Raw genomic sequence first — 17,263 nt, 5'->3', positions numbered from 1 at the left:
CAAAAAGTATGACATTTCTGTAAAAACGGAGGTTTTCCCCTTGCGGGATATATGGTTTGTTGATATAGTACTGTCTACATCCCAGGAGAAAGATAGTAGCTTAAAGTGGCTTGGAGAAAGGAACTAGTATGGTGAAAAGCTCCGTATTGCGTTGTTGTCTAAAAGCGCTTCCGTTTCTGCTGATTCTGCTGTATATACTGGCCGTGGTGGTGCCGTACATAGAGCATAAGGAGGTTTCACCAGAGTATCGAGCTGCTTTTGAAGACCGCCGATTTTATGGGACAGGCGTCGGCCCGGAGCGGGCGGCCTATATTGACAACAATAAGGATGCGCTGTTCTGCCGGATGAATCTGATTGGAAACGCGGAGGAGGAGATCATCCTCTCGACCTTCGATTTCAATGGGGACAGCAGCGGGACAGACATGGTCTCGGCCCTTTTCTGTGCCGCGGAAAGAGGAGTTCAGGTCCGTGTGCTGGTGGACGGCGCCAGCGGTTTTTTGGATGTGAAGAAGGATCCGGTATTCAAGGCGCTGGCCGGCCACAAAAACGTGGAACTGAAAATTTATAATCCGATTGACTTGCTCCAGCCCTGGAAGCTGCAGGCGCGGCTCCACGATAAATATTTGATCGTAGATCGAAAGGTCTACCTTCTGGGCGGCAGAAATACAACGGATCTGTTTTTGGGAGAGCAGCCCTCTGTCAAGCCGAACATCGACCGGGAGCTTCTTGTGATGCGGTCTGGACAGGATCCAGAGGCCTCGCTGTATCAGCTGGTGAACTATTTTGAGTCGGTTTGGGCGCTTCCAGACAGCAGACTGTTTCAGGGCCGCCTTGGAGAAGAAGACCGGCAGCGAGAGGAGGAGTCGTTACGCAGCCGGGAGCAGGCTATGAGGGCGGCAGAGCCAGAATTATTTGTCCCCGTGGACTGGAGGGAGCGTACATTTGAAACCGGGCGGATCAGCCTTTTGACAAATCCGATTCAGGCGGAAAATAAGGAGCCCTGGATGTGGTATTCTCTCAACCGGCTGATGTCTCAGGGGAAACAGGTGATCGTTTATACCCCTTATATTATTTGTGGGCGGGAGATGTATCATGATCTGGAGCGGCTGACCTCGGGGGGCACAGAGATTCAGATTATTACAAACGATGTAGCCAGCGGCGCAAATCCCTGGGGATGTACCGACTATCTGAACCAACGGCGGAAAATCTGGGATACGGGCGTACAGGTCTATGAGTATATGGGGGAACATTCCTGCCATACAAAGGCTATGGTAATTGACGACAGACTCAGCGTAGTCGGGTCGTACAATATGGATATGAGAAGCACCTATCAGGATACGGAGCTGATGCTGGTGGTGGATTCTCCCAAATTGAACCGGATGATTCGGGAAGAGGCCGAGCGCGATCAGACGTACAGTAAGACAATGGGAGAGGACGGAGAGTATCAGTATGGGGAAAAGTATGTGCCGAAGGAGTTGAGCTTTGGGAAAAAGGCGTTCTATCTGGTCCTGCGGGTACTTACCATCCCGTTGCGGAGATTTTTGTAAAATAATAGTCTGGGCAAAGAGGCAGAACGGAATTCGGATTGACAAGGACGGAACATCATTTTATAATGACAAAAAAAGCATCATGACCTCGTGTCTGCTTTGGGCAGAGGCGGGGATGAGGGAATCCGGTGAGAACCCGGAGCAATACCCGTTGCCGTATGCGGGGGAGGCTGTCGTTCATGGCGTGAGCCGGTCATTGGGAGCGATCCTGAGAAGGCGGAGCGACAGGCGCGGAGCGGTGCTCCACACCCCACAAGCCGGAAGACCTATGGTGTTTATATGACAGGGCATTGGTATGCCCAAATGCACCGCGGGAAAAGTCGGCCGCGGCAGGCCTGTTATGGTCTGCCGCGGCCGTTTTTTATATTATTTGAGTTTTGAATGAGAGAAATGGAGGAGATTTGATGAGGAAAATAAGGACAAGGGCCTTGAGCCTGCTGCTCACCCTGGTCATGGCGCTGGGCCTGCTGCCGGGGACGGCGTGGGCGGCAGAAAATGCTGTGGACGATTCTGTAAACATTAGTTCTGCGGAGGAGCTAAAAGCGTTCCGGGATCGGGTCAATGGCGGGGAGCGAACTCTCTCCGCTGTGCTGACGGCTGACATTGATTTGGAAAATGAGGAATGGATACCGTTTAATCCGCAAAATGGCTATGTCACCAGCGCCTACGCCGGTACCTTTGACGGAGCTGGACACACTATCAGCGGACTGTCCATCAACGACAGCAGCACGAACGGCGTTGGACTGTTCGGCACCGTGAACAGCGCGACGATTAAAAATCTGAAGGTTGAAGGAACGGTGTCAGCAACCAAGAGTGGTTATGTTGGCGGCATTGTTGGCAAGACCAGCGGCACTGTCACCATCGAGCGATGCTCCTTTTCTGGCAGCGTCCAGTCTTCCAAGACCGGAGTAAATGCGGGGGCCGGCGGCATCATTGGGCGGGTCAACAGCGGATCTGTGTGCGTCTCAGGCTGTGCCAACACCGCAGACATCAGAGGCGGCGCGGCGGCGGGCATTCTAGGCTATTGCTCCGCCAATGGGACAAGCATTGAAAATTGCTATAGCACCGGCACGATCTCCGGTTCCAACAGGGCCGGGGGTATCGTCGGGCAGGTATATTCAACTACCCCGATTCGCAACTGCTTTACCACATCGGATGCCATCAGCGGCTTCAACGGCGAACTGTTCAACTGCTTTGACAACTCTGATCTTCCAATCGACGCTTCTCTGCTGGGCGATGCCTTCACCACCGATGCAGAGGGTAATGTAATCCTCGTCTGGCAGGCTGGGAATACTCCCAAGCCCCCCGAGCCCAGTATTTCCATCCGCTCTACCAACGGCGATACAATTTGGGTACAGACGGGCGGCGGCGACAAAAATGATACCATTCTCTATGTAGACTATCAGAATATGGGGGACGAGACCCCAGAGGTCCAGTGGAGCTTTTCCGCCAGCAATGAAGGGGCGGCCGCCTGGGTGGAAACCACCCAGGACAGCGATGTGAAAGGCTATGTGGTCACCGCCGGCAAGGGCGGCGTGGTGAATGTAACAGCCACGGTGACCTACGATGGGGAGGAGTACACAGATGACTATACCCTGACGGTGATCCCGCATTTTACAACTGTCACCATTCAAAATATAAGTCAGCCCGGCGCGGTGGCCGTAGGGCAGACGGTAGAAGCTGCCCTTAACATCGAGGGCGGCGGCACCTATTCCCCGGAACAGTATCCCGGACTGGAGATGAAATATCAGTGGTACAAGTATGAGCCTATGGCCGCATATCCCACCTCTCATCCAATCGCCGGGGCCACGGAAGCCACCTATACCATTTCGGAAGATGATTTTGGAGCAGAAGACCAGAAATATAAAATCGGGGTTGAGATCACCTGCGGCGGCAGGGTGATTCACAGCTGCCAGGATCACCAGGCAACCGTCCGTACTGCCGACCACGGCAAGCTGTACCCGGTGGCCTATCAGGAAAATAGACTGCCTGACGAGATCAAAGAGGATACCAAGCTGGAGTTTCCCGCTGTGGTCACAGAAAACGGGATTACTGCCCAGATCCAGTGGGGCGGGTTTAATGATGTGATCGCGGCAGACGGTACCGTCATCCGCCCAACTCAGGGGACGGTGACTGTAACTCTGTCTGCAAAATATACATACAACGATGCTTTCTACAATACGTTGTACAAAATTGTAGTTTGGTCCGACACCGCCGCAGATGAGGACAAACAAAATGAACTGCAGCACGCCATTACCGCCCTGAGCGACGATTACAGGCTCTGCCCGGTCTACGACACGGACACCAACCTCAACCGCATGGTGTTGGCCGATCTGGCGGAGAAGGGCTTTGATGACATCACCGTCTCCGTCGCGTCTGTCACCGAAGTCTACGGAGGGGCAGGTATTGGCGATAACGGCGACATCACTTATTTTTATAAGGACCCCAATACGGTTCCGGCCGTCAAATTTGGAAGCTGCAAGGTGACCTTTACGCTGGAGAAGGATGGGGCGGCCGCCACGCTCTCCGATGTGCCGGTTATCCTTTACTGGGATGCAGCCAAGGTCAGGGCGGCTATGAGCGAGGAGATCATGAGCCAGGTCACCCTTTCCTCCATCGGAGGCGGAGACGGCTTGGCTGTCACCGAAAACCTCACCCTGCCCAAGGTGGTGGACAAGAAATACTGGACCCAGATATCCTGGGAGTCTGACAACGAGGAAGCTATCTCCATCAGCAGAGAAAACCAGAATACTGCCGACACGCTCTTTAACCCCTATGTAGGTGTGGTACGCCGCGGGGAGGAAGATCAGACCGTTATCCTCACGGCCAAATTTACGTTCCAGTATACCAACGATGTCATTGGCGAGGAAGCCCCCATTGAACTTGTCAATACATTTGAAGTGACCGTTCCAGCTATGGACGGGGATCAGTATGCCGAAATCGAACAGGAGCTGCTAACCAAACTGGACCAGGGCTTCGCGGCTAAGGGCCTCTCCGACGCCCTGACCGGCGAGAGGCTGGTTCCGGACGAGGATGGCGTCTACACAGCCATCAACGATATCCAGCTGCCCACCACACGGGACTTCGGCGTAGACGGAAAGTATATGCCTGTCACCCTGTCCAGCGATCACGAGGAGGTCATCCAGTCTCCGGGTGTGAACAATGCCGCCCGGCTCTGGGTGTACCGCCCCGGAGTGGGGGAGGAGCCGGCGGAGGTCACCATAACGGTCACTCTCCACGACGATGAAACCAGCGTCACCGCCGCCCGGTCCTTTGCCATCGAGGTCCCCGCCCTGACACAGAAGGAGATCGATGACGAGCTGGCGCTGATGGAGAAGGTCAAGGCCAACTACTTCAACGGCATACGGGGAGAGAACAAGGCCATCGACAACATTACCACCGACCTGTCCCCCTTCCAGGAGGTCTATGAGGAGAACGGCGAGTTGGTCTGGGTCCGGGATATGAAGGACATGAAGGGCTATGGCATCGTCCCCACCCCCATCGAGGGGTGGGAGGAACTGGAGGCCTGGCGGCTGTTCAAATCCAGCAACCCCAATGTCATCAGCCACGAGAACCTGTTGGTTACCCGGCAGGAAGAACCCAAGAACGTCGTCATCACCAGCTATCTGTCCAGCGAAGCGCTGGGTAAATATGGTGAACTCTACCAGATTGATACCGTGAAATATGCGAAGTATTCTGAACTGGCCGACCTGTATTACCAGGAGGTCACCGCAGATACCTCCCAGGCCGTCGCCGCGTTTGCCGCCAGAGCGGCGGTAAATGAGGCCGTCCTGCCCGGCCTGAAGCTGCTGGTTCGGGGCACCGCGGACCCCACCAGCACCACAGCAGTGGTGGACACCATCGACAACGTCACTTTCTCCCTGTCCGGCTTGGATGGCGAGGAGTGGATCGGAACTACTGCCCTGAGTGGACTGAGCGAGACCTACACAGTCTACGATGTGTTCACCGAGATGCTGGATGAGTACGGCTACACGGCGGAGCGAAGCCGCGGCACCTACATCGTGTCCATCTCCGGCCCTCGGGGTTCCCTGCGGGAGAAGGAGCATGGCGAGGACTCCGGCTGGATGTATCTGGTAAACGGAGAATTTCCCGACGTGTACATGGGGAGCTGCTCCCTCCACAGCGGGGATGAGATCCAGGTGTTTTACACCGAGGACGCCAGCAAGGTGGACCCGGATTACCACCGCCCCTCAAGCGGCGGAGCTTCCGGCGGGAAGGGGGAATCGGGCCAGACTTCCGTTGAGGTGGAGGAAAATAAGTCTGACGGCACCTACACCGTCACCCTCCCCGAAGACAGCGAGGGCCTCCAGAGGGTGGTCATTGATCAGGCGGAGGAAAACAAGCTGGTGGTCATCGTCCACGCTGACGGCAGGGAGGAAGTGGTGAAAAAGTCCCTGGTCAGCGATGGAAAGGCCGTATTCCTGTTGGAGGAGGGGGCCACTGTGAGGCTGGTGGACTATGAGAGCGCCTTCACCGACGTGGCGGACAGAGTTTGGTACAGCCCGGCGGTGGACTTCGTGGCGGGCCGTGGGCTATTCTCCGGCGTGAGCGAGGACCAGTTTGCCCCTGGGCAGACCTTGAGCCGGGGGATGCTGGCCACAGTTCTCTTCCAACTGGAGGAGCCAGAGAAAAAAACAGCGGACCTTCCCTTTGCCGATGTGGCGGAGGGAGCCTGGTACGCCCAGGGCATCTCCTGGGCCTCTGGGGAGAACATCATCTCCGGTTATGGTGACGGCCGTTTCGGACCGGACGACCCCGTTACCCGAGAACAGCTCGCCCTGATGCTGTTCCGCTATGCTGAAACACTGGATATGGTCACCAGCGGGCGGGATACGCTGACCAGTTTTACGGACAGCGGCTCCGTGTCCGCTTGGGCACGGGAGGCGGTGGCCTGGGCAGTGGACAGCGGCATCCTAAGCGGACATCCGGACGGGACACTGGCCCCTGGAGGCACCGCCACCAGAGCCGAGGCGGCTGTGATGCTCCGTCAACTGGTTGCCCTGATGCTGCGGTGACGTGAATAGAAAAGAACCGGCCGGGCAGGAGATTTTATCCTGCCCGGCCATTTTCGTATAAAGAAGAGGGAGGTCAGCGGGGAGTAGCCACGATAATGCGGATGCGCTCTCCGGCGGGACAGCCCAGGTTGTCGTACCAGCCGGTGAGCCGGTAACCTTCGCCGTTGATCTGGGACAGGGATGTCTGATAGTATTTTGAGCCGTCCCGAAGCAGGACCTGAACATCCTCTGCCAGGGCATATTCCTGATTGCCGGCCATGGCGGACAGGGAGGACACGCTGTCCAACGTTTCAGAGGACAACTGCCGCATGGAGCTCACCTGGCCGTCCTCATAGATCATGGCCGCGCCGCCGCTCTTGACGCTGTAAAGCTTACTGCTGTTCAGCGTCTGGGTCTGCCCATCCTGGACATAGGTGTAGGAGGCGGAGATATTCATGTCAGAGGAGTTGTTTACTACACTGCTCACATAGACATACTCCCAGGTATCTCCAGTGACCTCATGGAGGACCAGGCGGTCGATATCTCCATTGGCGTCCAGGCTGTAGTAGCGCACGTCGTCACCAGACAGTTTGGCGCCCGCCAGGCGGGAGGGGTAGATACGGGCGTAGCCGCCATTTTCGTCGGTGTCCAGGATCTGGACTCCGTCCGCGAAGTCGTGGCCAGCGAAGCTGCTGCCGTCCTTGCTCACGCTCCCCTCCAACTTTTTGTTGGACAGAGAAGTCACCTTGGTCCCGGATTGAGTGACTGACACCGTGACCAGACGGCCTGTATTTAAAGCGGAGCCACTATGGTAGAAGGTGCGCACGACTCCGTCGGTACAGGCTACCTGGGTGGTCACCTGGGCGCTGGTGGTGGAGGAGCTACTGGTGGAGGAGCTGGAGGCCCCCTTGACACTGGATACCACACTGCCATAATAGGTCGCTTCGCTCTCCTGGGCGTCCAGCACAGATATGATCTCGCCGTTCATGCCCAACAGGAGGGTGACCAGATCGCCCTCCTGGAAGGAGCCCTGGCTGGAGAGCTGATAAGTGGCCTCGGAAGTGCCGATGTCGTAGCTCACCCCGGCCACGGTGGCGGAGGTGGGGGCGCTCTTGCTGGGGGAGACGCCGGTGAGCGTTCCGGTTACCCGGTCGTGGTAGATCCAGACAGTTTTCATATTGGCGTTATAGTAGTATACGTCATACTGCTGGACTGAGGAGAGAGAGGAGAGAGCCCCGTTGTAGTATACGGACGAGGGGGTAAAAGAGAGGGAGAGAGCACCGCTCTCCGCCACATAGGGGCCCTTGGTATCTGCGGTCACCAGGGCCGAGTAGTCCACCTGTCCATTGGTGACAGTATAGCCCAGTGTGGTGCCGTAGATCGTCCCGGCGCTGTTCTGGGCGGTGAGTGCATTGTAGAACAGGTCTACGCAGTCCTGCCGGGTGAGCTGCTGACCTTGGACAGCGCCTACGTCGTCCAGCAGCCCCAGAGCACTGGCCTTGGACAACTGAGCCGTGGGGTAGGCCCCGGTTAGTGTGCTGGAATCATAGCCCAGCAGGCGCAGAAGGGCTGTGCAGCCCTCCTCCAAGGTGATGCCCTGGTCCGGGCGGAAGGTGCCGTCCACATAACCGGACATCCAACCCTGCTCCACCGCCACTTTCACATAGGGGCTGGCCCAGTGGTCCCCCTTCAGGTCTTTAAACAGGGAGCTGCCGTAACTTCCCACCGCATCCTTATAGCTGGAGGCGGCCACCATCATAGTGACGAACTGGGCCCGGGTGACAGAACTGGACAGATTCAGATTGCCGGAGCCGTCCCCGGACAGGATGCCCAACACCTGGATGGTCTCTAGTTTCGCACTGTCGCTGACCGCGAGGGAGCCGGTGCACAGCAGAAACATGGAGAGGCAGGCGGCCAGCAGAGTGGAGAGAAGGCGAGTTAATTTCATGGTAAAAACTCCTTTTGATGAGAGTGGAGAGTGAAGAGACTCCATATACAAGCTGTTTCCATACTGTTCTTCACGCTCCACCCTGGTTTAGTCGTAGTGCAGAGCGTCAATGGGGTTGAGGCGGGCGGCCTTCTTGGCCGGGAGGTAACCGAACAAAACGCCGATACCAGCGGAGATGCCGAAGGCCGCCAATACCGCCGTGGGGGTGGGGGACACGGTGAGGGCCTCGCCCATCAGCCGGACCACCGCCACCGTGGCTCCCGCGGACAGGAGATAGCCTAGAACGATGCCGATGACGCCTCCCAGAGCGGAGGTGGCCGCCGCCTCGATGACGAACTGCTCCATAATATACCGCTCCTTGGCCCCCAGGGATTTTCGTACGCCAATCTCACGGGTGCGCTCGGTCACGGATACCAGCATAATATTCATAATGCCGATGCCTCCCACCACCAGGGAGATGGCGGCGATCCCAGCCAGCACACCCACTAAAATATTGATCATACTGGTCATGGAGTCCAGCAGCTCGGACATGGTAACGACTGTGTAATAGTCATCACTGCCGAAAAAGCTGCGCAGGGCCGATTCCAGGGCAGACTGGCTGGCGTCCATCAGATTCTCGTCCACCATGGTGATGACATAGCTGGAAACCCGTCCACCCCCCAGACGGGCGGCGGTGGAGTAGGGGAGGAAGAGGCAGTCGTCGCTTCCTCCCTCCTCCATGGTTTCCGCCTGCTGGTCCAGAACTCCCACGATGGTCAGCGCCTGTCCACCGACCCGCAGGGTCTGGCCCACGGCGCTGCCCCCGAAGTAGGCTTGGTTGACATAAGCTCCGACTACGCAGACCTTGGAGCGGGAAGCGATGTCGCTGTACTGCAACCCCCGGCCCTGGGAGAGCGTGTAGCCCTTGATGCTGAAATAGTCCTCACTGACCCCGGTGGCGGAGGTAGAGGTGAGATCCGTGCCGATCTTGACCCCCATCATGGACACGGTAGGGGAGCACAGGTCCAGATAGTCGGGATTTTGATCCACGATCTGGTACATATCCTCTACCTCCATAGTCCGGGTGGCTCCGCGGGACTGGACAGATACGGTGAGGGTGTTGGTCCCCATGTCCGCAAAGCTGTCGGCCACATAGCCCTCCAGGCCGTTTCCCAGGCCCACGATGACAATGACCGCCGCCACACCGATGATGATGCCCAGCATGGTGAGGAGGGTCCGGGTCTTACTGGACACGATATTTTTCAGCGCTAGGGAGAGAGATTCGGTGATTCTCATTGGGGCTGTCCCCCTTTCCTTGCTCCGGCGGCCCGGGGGGTGACTACCGCCTCCGGATCGTCGGAGGGGCCGTCATATACCACATGTCCGTCCTCCAGACGGATGATTCGCTGGGCCTGGACAGCAATGGAGTTGTCGTGGGTGATGAGCACTACGGTGTGACCCTGTTCATGGAGGTCCTGGAGCATGGCCAGCACTTCCCGCCCGGTGCGGGAGTCTAACGCTCCGGTGGGCTCATCGGCCAGAATGACAGAGGGATGGCCGACCAAAGCACGGGCGATAGATACCCGCTGCTGCTGGCCGCCGGACAGTTCCATAGGCTTATGGCGCCACTTGTCGTCCAGCCCCACCTGGGCCAGCGCTTGGTGGGCCCGCTCCCGGCGCTCCCCCTTAGACACCCCGGCGTACATCAGCGGGACCTCTACATTTTCCAGCAGATTCAGCTTGGGCAGGAGATTGTACTGCTGGAAGATGAAGCCAAGCATCTCGTTCCGAATCTCTGCCAGCTCATTTTTGTTCATCTGGCCCACATCCCGGCCCTGGAGGAGGTAGGTGCCCTCCGAGGGTACATCCAGGCAGCCGATGATATTCATACATGTGGACTTGCCAGAACCGGAGGAACCTACGATGGCCACGAATTCCCCCTTGCAGATCTCAAAGGAGATGTGGTCGGCGGCCTTTACCGTGGCGTCCCCCATATGGTAATACTTGCAGACGTTCTGAAAGGTGATCAGTGCGCTCATATCAGAACCCTCCAGGCCCGCCGCCCATACCGCCTCCGGGCCCGCCGCTGATGGTAACGCTGCCCATGCCTCCGCCAGGTATCATCATCATGCTGCCCATCTCGAAGCTGCCCGAGGAGGTGGTTGGGATATAGGCCACGGTGTCCCCCTCCTGCAGGCCGGAGATGATTTCAATGTAGCTGTCGTCGCTGACGCCTACTTCCACAGGGACGGAATAATACTGTTCGCTGTCCCCGCCGATGCCCTCCATCAGAGTGCCATTGGCGGCGCTGGGGGAGTCGGCGGTGACCAGAACGGTGTTCCCCCGGTTAAGGGCGGCGCTGGGAATGGCCAGTACGCCGCCGGCGCTGTCCAGTGTGATGGTGGCATCCACATTCATGCCGGGGAGAAGACCGTCTGTCTCGTCAATGCGGATGGTGACCGGATAGGTGGTGGTCCCGCTGGAGGAGGTGCCGGCCACACTGACCTTGGTGACTACTCCTGTGTAGGTCCGGCCCTCCACCGCTTCGGCGGTGATAAGCACCTGCTGCCCCACCTGGATATTGGAGATGTCCAGCTCATCCACATTAAGCGTCAGGGTAAGATAGGACAGGTCGTAGATGGAGCACAGGGTCTGACCAGTCTCGATGTTTTCCCCCGCGTTGTAGTTCTTGTCGATGACAGTGCCGGAGATGGGGGAGGTGATGGTGTAGTTATCCAGCTGGTCATACCGGCTCTCCAGAGAAAGCTCCGCGTTTCTCAAAGCCTCGGCGGCGCTTTGGAGCTCATCCTCCAGATTATCGCTGGTCAGCGTGAGGATAGCTCCCCCCTGGGAGAGACGGTCGCCCTCGCTGACGTGGATGCTGGCGACAGTGCCAGAGACCTCGGCAGTTACTGACCGCTCTGCCAGATAGGAGAAGCTGCCTCCGCTGGCGCTGGCGCAGCCTTCCACTGTGGCAGAGCCTGTCTGGCTGGTGGACAAACCGCCAGGATTGCTGACTTGTATGGTCACATCCCGGACAATGACGTTGCCTGTCAGCACCTGATCCACGCCAGATACCTCCGTGACTGTGCCATTCAGCACTTCGAAGGTGCTGTCCAGGGTGACCTGGGCGCTCTGGCCCACATAGAAACCGGCTGCCTCATCGGCCAGGAAAGGGACCTTCAAAGTCATAGTGTCTGAGTCCCGGATGGTGGCGACGGTCTGCCCCGCGCTCACATCGTCCCCTGCCTCCACGGCGATATCCACCACCTGTCCTGCTTTGGGAGCGGTGACGGTCAGGTCAGCCAGGTCCTTCAACTTATTGTTGTAGCTGCGCTGGGCCTGACTCAGAGAGATCTCACTCTGCTCCAGAGAGCTGGCCATGTCAGAGCTGTCGATATCGTAGAGAACAGTGTCCTCGTTCACTTGATCCCCCTCCTCAAAATAGTCAGCGAGGATGGCACCATCCACCAGGGAGGTGACGGAATAGGAGTTGGCCGCCTCCAGAGACCCACTTCCGGTGATCTTGGAGGTGATATCCCGCCGCTCCACCGCCGCGGTGGTATAGGTCAAGTCGGCGGCCAGGGCGGTCTGGCCGCCCCCGAAAAAGTGTATCCCCAGAGAGAGGGCCACCACACAGGCCACTGCGGGGATCAGTACCCTTTTCCTCAGCAGTCTCTTTTTCCACGGACTGGAGCCCGACTTGGGAGGGGTATCCTCCGGTGACGGGACTTCTCGCTTCAATAAAACCGGTAACTTCATCATGGGACACTGTCCTTTCCAACATAAGGTAGGTCCAGTGTATCTAACAAATTTGAACGGGGGGAGGAGAAAATCACAACAAAAGATAAACAGGACTCAAACAATTTCAAACGCCGCCGAGAAGCGATAGACTTCTCAGCGGCGTTTTATCAGTTATTGCCGGTTTAGGCGGTAGCCTGCGCCCCATACGGTTTCGATGAGTGTGGGGTGAGCTGGGTCGTCCTCCACCTTGTCCCGGATGCGGCCGATGTGGACGGTGACAGTGGCGCTGTCCCCCAGATAGTCACAGCCCCAGATGGCCTCAAACAGCTTTTCCTTGGAGAAGACCACATTGGGGTGCTCCGCCAGAAATTTCAGCAGAGCGAACTCCCGGTTGGGCATCTTGACCTCCCGCTCCCCTTTAAAGACCTTCCAGCTCTGGGGCAGGATGCGGAGATCCCCAACCGTGAGGGCCTCCTGTTCCTCCTGGCCGCCGGTAAGCCGGGCATAGCGGGCCAGATGGGATTTGACACGGGCCACCAGCTCCGCCGGGTCAAAAGGCTTGGCGATGTAGTCGTCCGCCCCAAGACCCAGCCCCCGGACCTTGTCTACTGACTCGGTACGGGCAGTCACCATCAGGATGGGAATGTCTATTTTGTCCCGAATGAGACGGCAAACGTCGTACCCATTGCAGCCAGGAAGCATCAGATCCAACAGGATCAGGTCATACTCCCCCTTCAGTGCCTCTGTGATGGCGGCCTGTCCGTTGTCTACCGCCGTGATCTCATAGCCCTCCATCTCCAGATAGTCCCGCTCCAGCATAGAGATAGCCTGGTCGTCCTCAGCCAGCAGAAGTTTAGCCATGGCAGTCGTCCTCCCTTCGGGGCAGGGCGATCTCAAAGACCAGCCCCCCGTCGTTTTTAACCCGGATAGTCCCTCCGTGGGCCTCGATGATGCATTTGGCGATATACAGCCCCAGGCCGCTGCCCTCGCCGTTCTGGCTGCTCCGGGCCTGGTCCTCCCGCCAAAACCGTTCAAACAGGCGGGGCAGACACTCCTGCGCTACCCCGTGACCATTGTCAGCGAAGCGGACGCATTCCATGTCGCCCTGCCGCCATACGGTCAGGGTGAGGATTAGCGGATTGGCCCCGGCGTACCGAAGGGCGTTGTCCTTCAGATTGTTCAGTACCCGGTAGATCTGCTCTGAGTCCATAGACACCGGGTGAGCGGAGGGGATCATGTGGAGCTCCACCCGGCCGCCCTCCTGTTCCAACTCCTGGCCAGCCTCCTGGACAAAGTGGGATACAAAGTCCCCCAGATCGGCGGGCTCGGGAAAGAGGGGGAGGTTCCCTGTCTCCAGGCGGGAGAAATCAAATAGCCGTTGGAGCAGTATGTCCATATCACAGGCCTTGCGGTAGGCGATATCCAGATACTGGAGCTGGCGCTCGGGAGTTTGGGCCACCCCGTCCCGCAGTCCCTTGATATATCCTTTGACCGAGGTGAGGGGGGTGCGGAGGTCGTGGGAGATACCAGATACCAGATCGGTGCGGGCCCGCTCATAGGCCGCGGACTTCTCCCGCTCGGCCAACAGGTGCTCCTGCATCTGGTTAAAGGCGGTACACACCGAGGAGAACTCATCCTGTCCGCCATAGTCCACCGGCTGGGAGAAGTCCCCCTCCTCCACACGACGGGCAGCCCTGGCAAGGGCGTCCACCGGTGCCAGCAGCCTTCTGACCTGCCGGCGGGTAAACAGCAGATTGAGCGCCACGATAACGACAATGGCAGCCATTCCGCTAAGGACCATGGAAAGGACGGCAATCTCAGCCGGGGGCCTCTTGCTGCCCAGAAACATGGGCATGGCGGGGGTGGAGACTGATACAACCGAGTAGTTGTCGCTGATTGTGCCTACCATGACCATATCAGCACTCTGGATAGTGATAGGGGTGGCCTCCACCCAGTTCGCTTCCTGGCCCACCTCATGGTATAGCCGGTCCTGGGCCGGATCCAAAGAGGAGAATACAGGATCCCCCTCCTGTGTGGTGACGGTCAGTGCATATCCCCGTGTCCGAAGCTGATGGTCCAGGGCGGGCCAGTCTTTTCGTATGATCTCCTCCCCTTGGAGCAGTTCCTGCACCTCAATGGTAGCAGTCACGTCCATGGATGCCATACTCTGCCGCCGGTAGTTTTCTGCGGTAAAGTGGGTGGTTACCCCGCTGACCAGCAACATGACCACCAGAGCCGTAAACACCGATATAGTATTATAGAAAAATAGGTGTCGCTTGATGCTCATACAGACACCTCCCATAATAATGATTTTATTATAGTGCCTGTTTGTAAAAAAAGAAGGGGGAAAATCTAAACTTTTTACAAATTCGGACAGATACGCTGCCGGGCGGCGGGGTGGACTGGTATAGGGCAGCGTCCTAGGTGTCCCTTGTACCCTGTGGCGGGCTGTGGTAAAATGACAGAAACGAGGGGAGAACCGGCGAGACAAGCGGGGCTGACCTCCCTTCCTAAACATTGGAGGAGCGGAACGATGGCCCATGTGATCGAGATAACGGACTGGAGGGCGCCAGAGCTGGATCTCTTTGCCCGACTAACAGAGGGGCAGCTTCGTAGCCGGAGAGAGCCGGAAAAGGGGATCTTTATCGCGGAGAGCGCCAAAGTGATTGGACATGCTCTGGACAGCGGCTGTCAGCCCATCGCCCTGCTGATGGGACACAAACATTTGGAGGGAGCGGGGCGGGCTCTTATAGAGCGGTGCGGGGAGGTGCCGGTCTACACCGCGGACGACCAGATTTTGACGGCGCTGACCGGCTATCACCTCACCAGGGGGATGCTGTGTGCCATGGGACGTCCGGTACTGCCCAGGGTGGAGAAGGTGTGCGCCGGCGCCCGCCGAATCGCTGTCCTGGAGGGGATCGTGGACGCGACCAATGTGGGGGCGATCTTCCGTTCGGCGGCGGCGCTGGACCTGGACGGCGTGTTGGTCACCCCTACCTGCTGCGACCCGCTCCATCGCAGGGCGGTCCGGGTAAGTATGGGTACTGTCTTCCAAATCCCGTGGACCTGGATTGGGAGCGACGCCTCCCAGTGGCCCAGGCCTGGACTGGAACGGCTGAAAGAGCTGGGCTTCCGGACAGCGGCCCTGGCTTTGGACAGCAGGGCGATCAGCATTGAGGACCCGCGCCTGATGGCGGAGGACAAGCTGGCCCTGGTCTTGGGAACAGAGGGGGATGGCCTGGCTCCTGCCACAGTGGCCGGGTGTGACGATACGGTATGCATCCCTATGGGACACGGGGTGGACTCTCTCAACGTGGCAGCAGCCAGCGCGGTGGCCTTTTGGCAGCTGCGGGTGAAAAAGAAGGGGTAAATATGGCGGATATTATCACCTTCCGCGGTGGCAGAGAGGCCCCGGAAGGCCTGGACCGGAGGGCGCTCCTGGCCTGGCTGGACCGGGTGAGGGATCAGATAGACCGGTTAGATGGACAGGAACCAGAGCATATGGGTACAGAGGAACACGAACGCTGGGGAGAGCTCCATGAGGAACTGGAGGACCTGGTGGACGAGCTGCAGGACCGCCTGGATGAGCTGGGGCAGGACTAAAAAACATTCTGACGTATTTAAACCTCCATGCGAAAGCGCAGCTGCCGACAATTCGGCAGAGCTCAAGTCAAACGTCCAGCTGATCCTGAGAGCTGGGAAGGTATGAGAAGGGCATACGGATATATCTGCTGTTTGCTTCCATATAATGAAATTATATTTTTCCTTGTCGCCGTTTAAGTGTAACGTTTTTGCGTTTCGAGATTCTATCTGTAAGATAATCCTAATTTTGGAGATGCGGGGAGGCCGGGTTAAGATCATATGCTGCTGAGTATTGTGTTGGGCCTGTCAATGAAACTATCATCACTCAACTGTCCCAGTATCTGATATGAGAAGATTAAGCCTTTGCTCCCTTTCTTTTCTTGGCCTGCTTGCTCACTACACCGTAAACAAAGAGATATACGATGCTGAGAATAAGGAGAGGAAAATTGCACAGAATATACATAAGATGGTAGAATGGTAGAATAGCCGATTTATTCCAACACCAACAGGCGAAAAAATAGTGTTGATCAGTAAAAAACCCCTGAAAGTGCTTTTTAGCACTTTCAGGGGTTCTAGCTTGTAAAGGACGGTAAAACAGGCGTTTTCTCGTCATAAGACCAAACCGCTGTAAAGCGATGGACCCAGATCGAAGCCCAGTGACAGCGGGTTCGGTTTGGAAAAGAGGAGGAACAAAATGAGTGCGCTCTGAATTTTAAATAGAAAAGTCGGAGCAAACGACATAACGTTTGCTCCGACATGGCAGCGGGAGAAGGATTCGAACCCTCACAAACAGAGTCAGAGTCTGTCGTGCTACCCTTACACAATCCCGCTATTTGCGCCTGCTGTCGCAAGCACGAATGTTATTATAGCAGAGGATAGAAAATTGTCAATAGAATTTTTTTATTTTTTTATTTTGAAAGCAAAAAAGAAAGATGGTCCTGTCTTGCCTTCAATCTGAAAGTAAGGTATACTACCTTTTAAGAGGTGATGGATATGGAGTTTCAGCATGAGCGGGAGCGCATTTTTGCCTTGGATGAACAGGGAAAGCTGGTGGCAGAGGTCACATTCCCCGTTTCAGAGGGGGTGGCTGACATTGACCACACCTTTGTAGACCAGTCCCTGCGGGGACAGGGGGTGGCCGGCCAGCTGCTGGATGCTGCCGTGCGGCAGATCCGGATGGAGGGCCTGCGTGCCAAGGCAACCTGTAGCTACGCGGCAAAGTGGTTCAAGGAGCACCCTGATCAGTCTGATCTGCTTTAATTCCCCTGCACGAAGGACGACCTGTTCAAGGCCGTCTTTTTTACTGCTTCAATTTGTGGTGTAAGGCAGGAGAAATGAGGGGTATACTGTAAGGGTAAAAGGGCTGGGTTCGTCTTTTTTCGAAAAATTTTTCTCTTGTTTGCTCACGAAACCAAGTTTTTTTATAGAAGTTCGTAGTTTTTTCTATC

11 protein-coding genes, 1 tRNA gene and 1 riboswitch are annotated in these 17,263 nt (G+C 57.0%); of the genes, 5 read left to right on the top strand and 7 right to left on the bottom strand.

Annotated elements, in window-relative coordinates; all coding sequences use genetic code 11:
* The first annotated feature begins 128 nt into the window (after window positions 1-128).
* Together MCG44_RS09505 and MCG44_RS09500 are read left to right on the top strand one after the other, a co-directional pair.
* Window positions 129-1,547 (top strand): phospholipase D family protein, encoded by a 1,419-nt coding sequence (locus MCG44_RS09505; protein WP_240287893.1) that lies wholly within the window; start codon window positions 129-131, stop codon window positions 1,545-1,547.
* 71 nt (window positions 1,548-1,618) lie between these two features.
* A riboswitch (cobalamin riboswitch) is annotated at window positions 1,619-1,836 on the top strand.
* A gap of 115 nt (window positions 1,837-1,951) precedes the next feature.
* Entirely contained in the window at window positions 1,952-6,583 is a 4,632-nt protein-coding gene (locus MCG44_RS09500) for an S-layer homology domain-containing protein (protein ID WP_240287891.1), read from the top strand.
* 73 nt (window positions 6,584-6,656) lie between these two features.
* On the opposite strand, the gene MCG44_RS09495 is transcribed toward MCG44_RS09500, so the two are convergent.
* The 6 genes from MCG44_RS09495 to MCG44_RS09470 all read right to left on the bottom strand — a co-directional run bounded on the left by MCG44_RS09495 (window position 6,657) and on the right by MCG44_RS09470 (window position 14,520).
* Window positions 6,657-8,510 (bottom strand): S-layer homology domain-containing protein, encoded by a 1,854-nt coding sequence (locus MCG44_RS09495; RefSeq protein WP_240287889.1) that lies wholly within the window; start codon window positions 8,508-8,510, stop codon window positions 6,657-6,659.
* 87 nt (window positions 8,511-8,597) lie between these two features.
* Window positions 8,598-9,785: an ABC transporter permease gene (locus MCG44_RS09490; protein WP_147571245.1), complete on the bottom strand. Its 1,188-nt coding sequence runs from the start codon at window positions 9,783-9,785 to the stop codon at window positions 8,598-8,600.
* Window positions 9,782-10,528 (bottom strand): ABC transporter ATP-binding protein, encoded by a 747-nt coding sequence (locus tag MCG44_RS09485; RefSeq protein ID WP_186852997.1) that lies wholly within the window; start codon window positions 10,526-10,528, stop codon window positions 9,782-9,784. Before MCG44_RS09485 ends, MCG44_RS09490 begins: the two co-directional genes overlap by 4 nt.
* Window position 10,529: 1 nt before the next feature.
* The gene (locus tag MCG44_RS09480) at window positions 10,530-12,233 is read right to left on the bottom strand and encodes an efflux RND transporter periplasmic adaptor subunit (protein WP_240287886.1); all 1,704 of its coding nucleotides are present in this window, start codon (window positions 12,231-12,233) and stop codon (window positions 10,530-10,532) included.
* Between the two features lie 171 nt (window positions 12,234-12,404).
* Entirely contained in the window at window positions 12,405-13,094 is a 690-nt protein-coding gene (locus MCG44_RS09475) for a response regulator transcription factor (protein ID WP_147571243.1), read from the bottom strand.
* Window positions 13,087-14,520 carry a sensor histidine kinase gene (locus tag MCG44_RS09470; protein ID WP_240287884.1) on the bottom strand — a complete coding sequence of 478 codons (1,434 nt, stop codon included), beginning with the start codon at window positions 14,518-14,520 and terminating at the stop codon, window positions 13,087-13,089. Before MCG44_RS09470 ends, MCG44_RS09475 begins: the two co-directional genes overlap by 8 nt.
* Window positions 14,521-14,766: 246 nt before the next feature.
* Here MCG44_RS09470 and MCG44_RS09465 point away from each other — a divergent pair, with 246 nt between their 5' ends.
* Entirely contained in the window at window positions 14,767-15,603 is an 837-nt protein-coding gene (locus tag MCG44_RS09465; protein ID WP_240287882.1) for a TrmH family RNA methyltransferase, read from the top strand.
* Between the two features lie 2 nt (window positions 15,604-15,605).
* Window positions 15,606-15,836, top strand: a complete 231-nt coding sequence (locus MCG44_RS09460; RefSeq protein WP_147571240.1) for a hypothetical protein — start codon at window positions 15,606-15,608, stop codon at window positions 15,834-15,836.
* Window positions 15,837-16,572: 736 nt separating this feature from the next.
* Here the strand turns inward: MCG44_RS09460 and MCG44_RS09455 are convergent.
* A tRNA-Gln gene (locus tag MCG44_RS09455) sits at window positions 16,573-16,646 on the bottom strand.
* A 162-nt stretch (window positions 16,647-16,808) separates the two neighbouring features.
* On the opposite strand from MCG44_RS09455, the gene MCG44_RS09450 reads away from it, so the two are divergent.
* A complete protein-coding gene (locus MCG44_RS09450; RefSeq protein ID WP_186852454.1) occupies window positions 16,809-17,075 on the top strand; it encodes a GNAT family N-acetyltransferase in 267 nt (88 codons plus the stop codon).
* The last annotated feature ends 188 nt before the right edge of the window (window positions 17,076-17,263 follow it).

The organism is Lawsonibacter sp. OA9 (assembly GCF_022440585.1).
The sequence above is the reverse complement of the archived record's forward strand: the minus strand, read 5'-3'. Positions and strand labels throughout refer to the sequence as shown.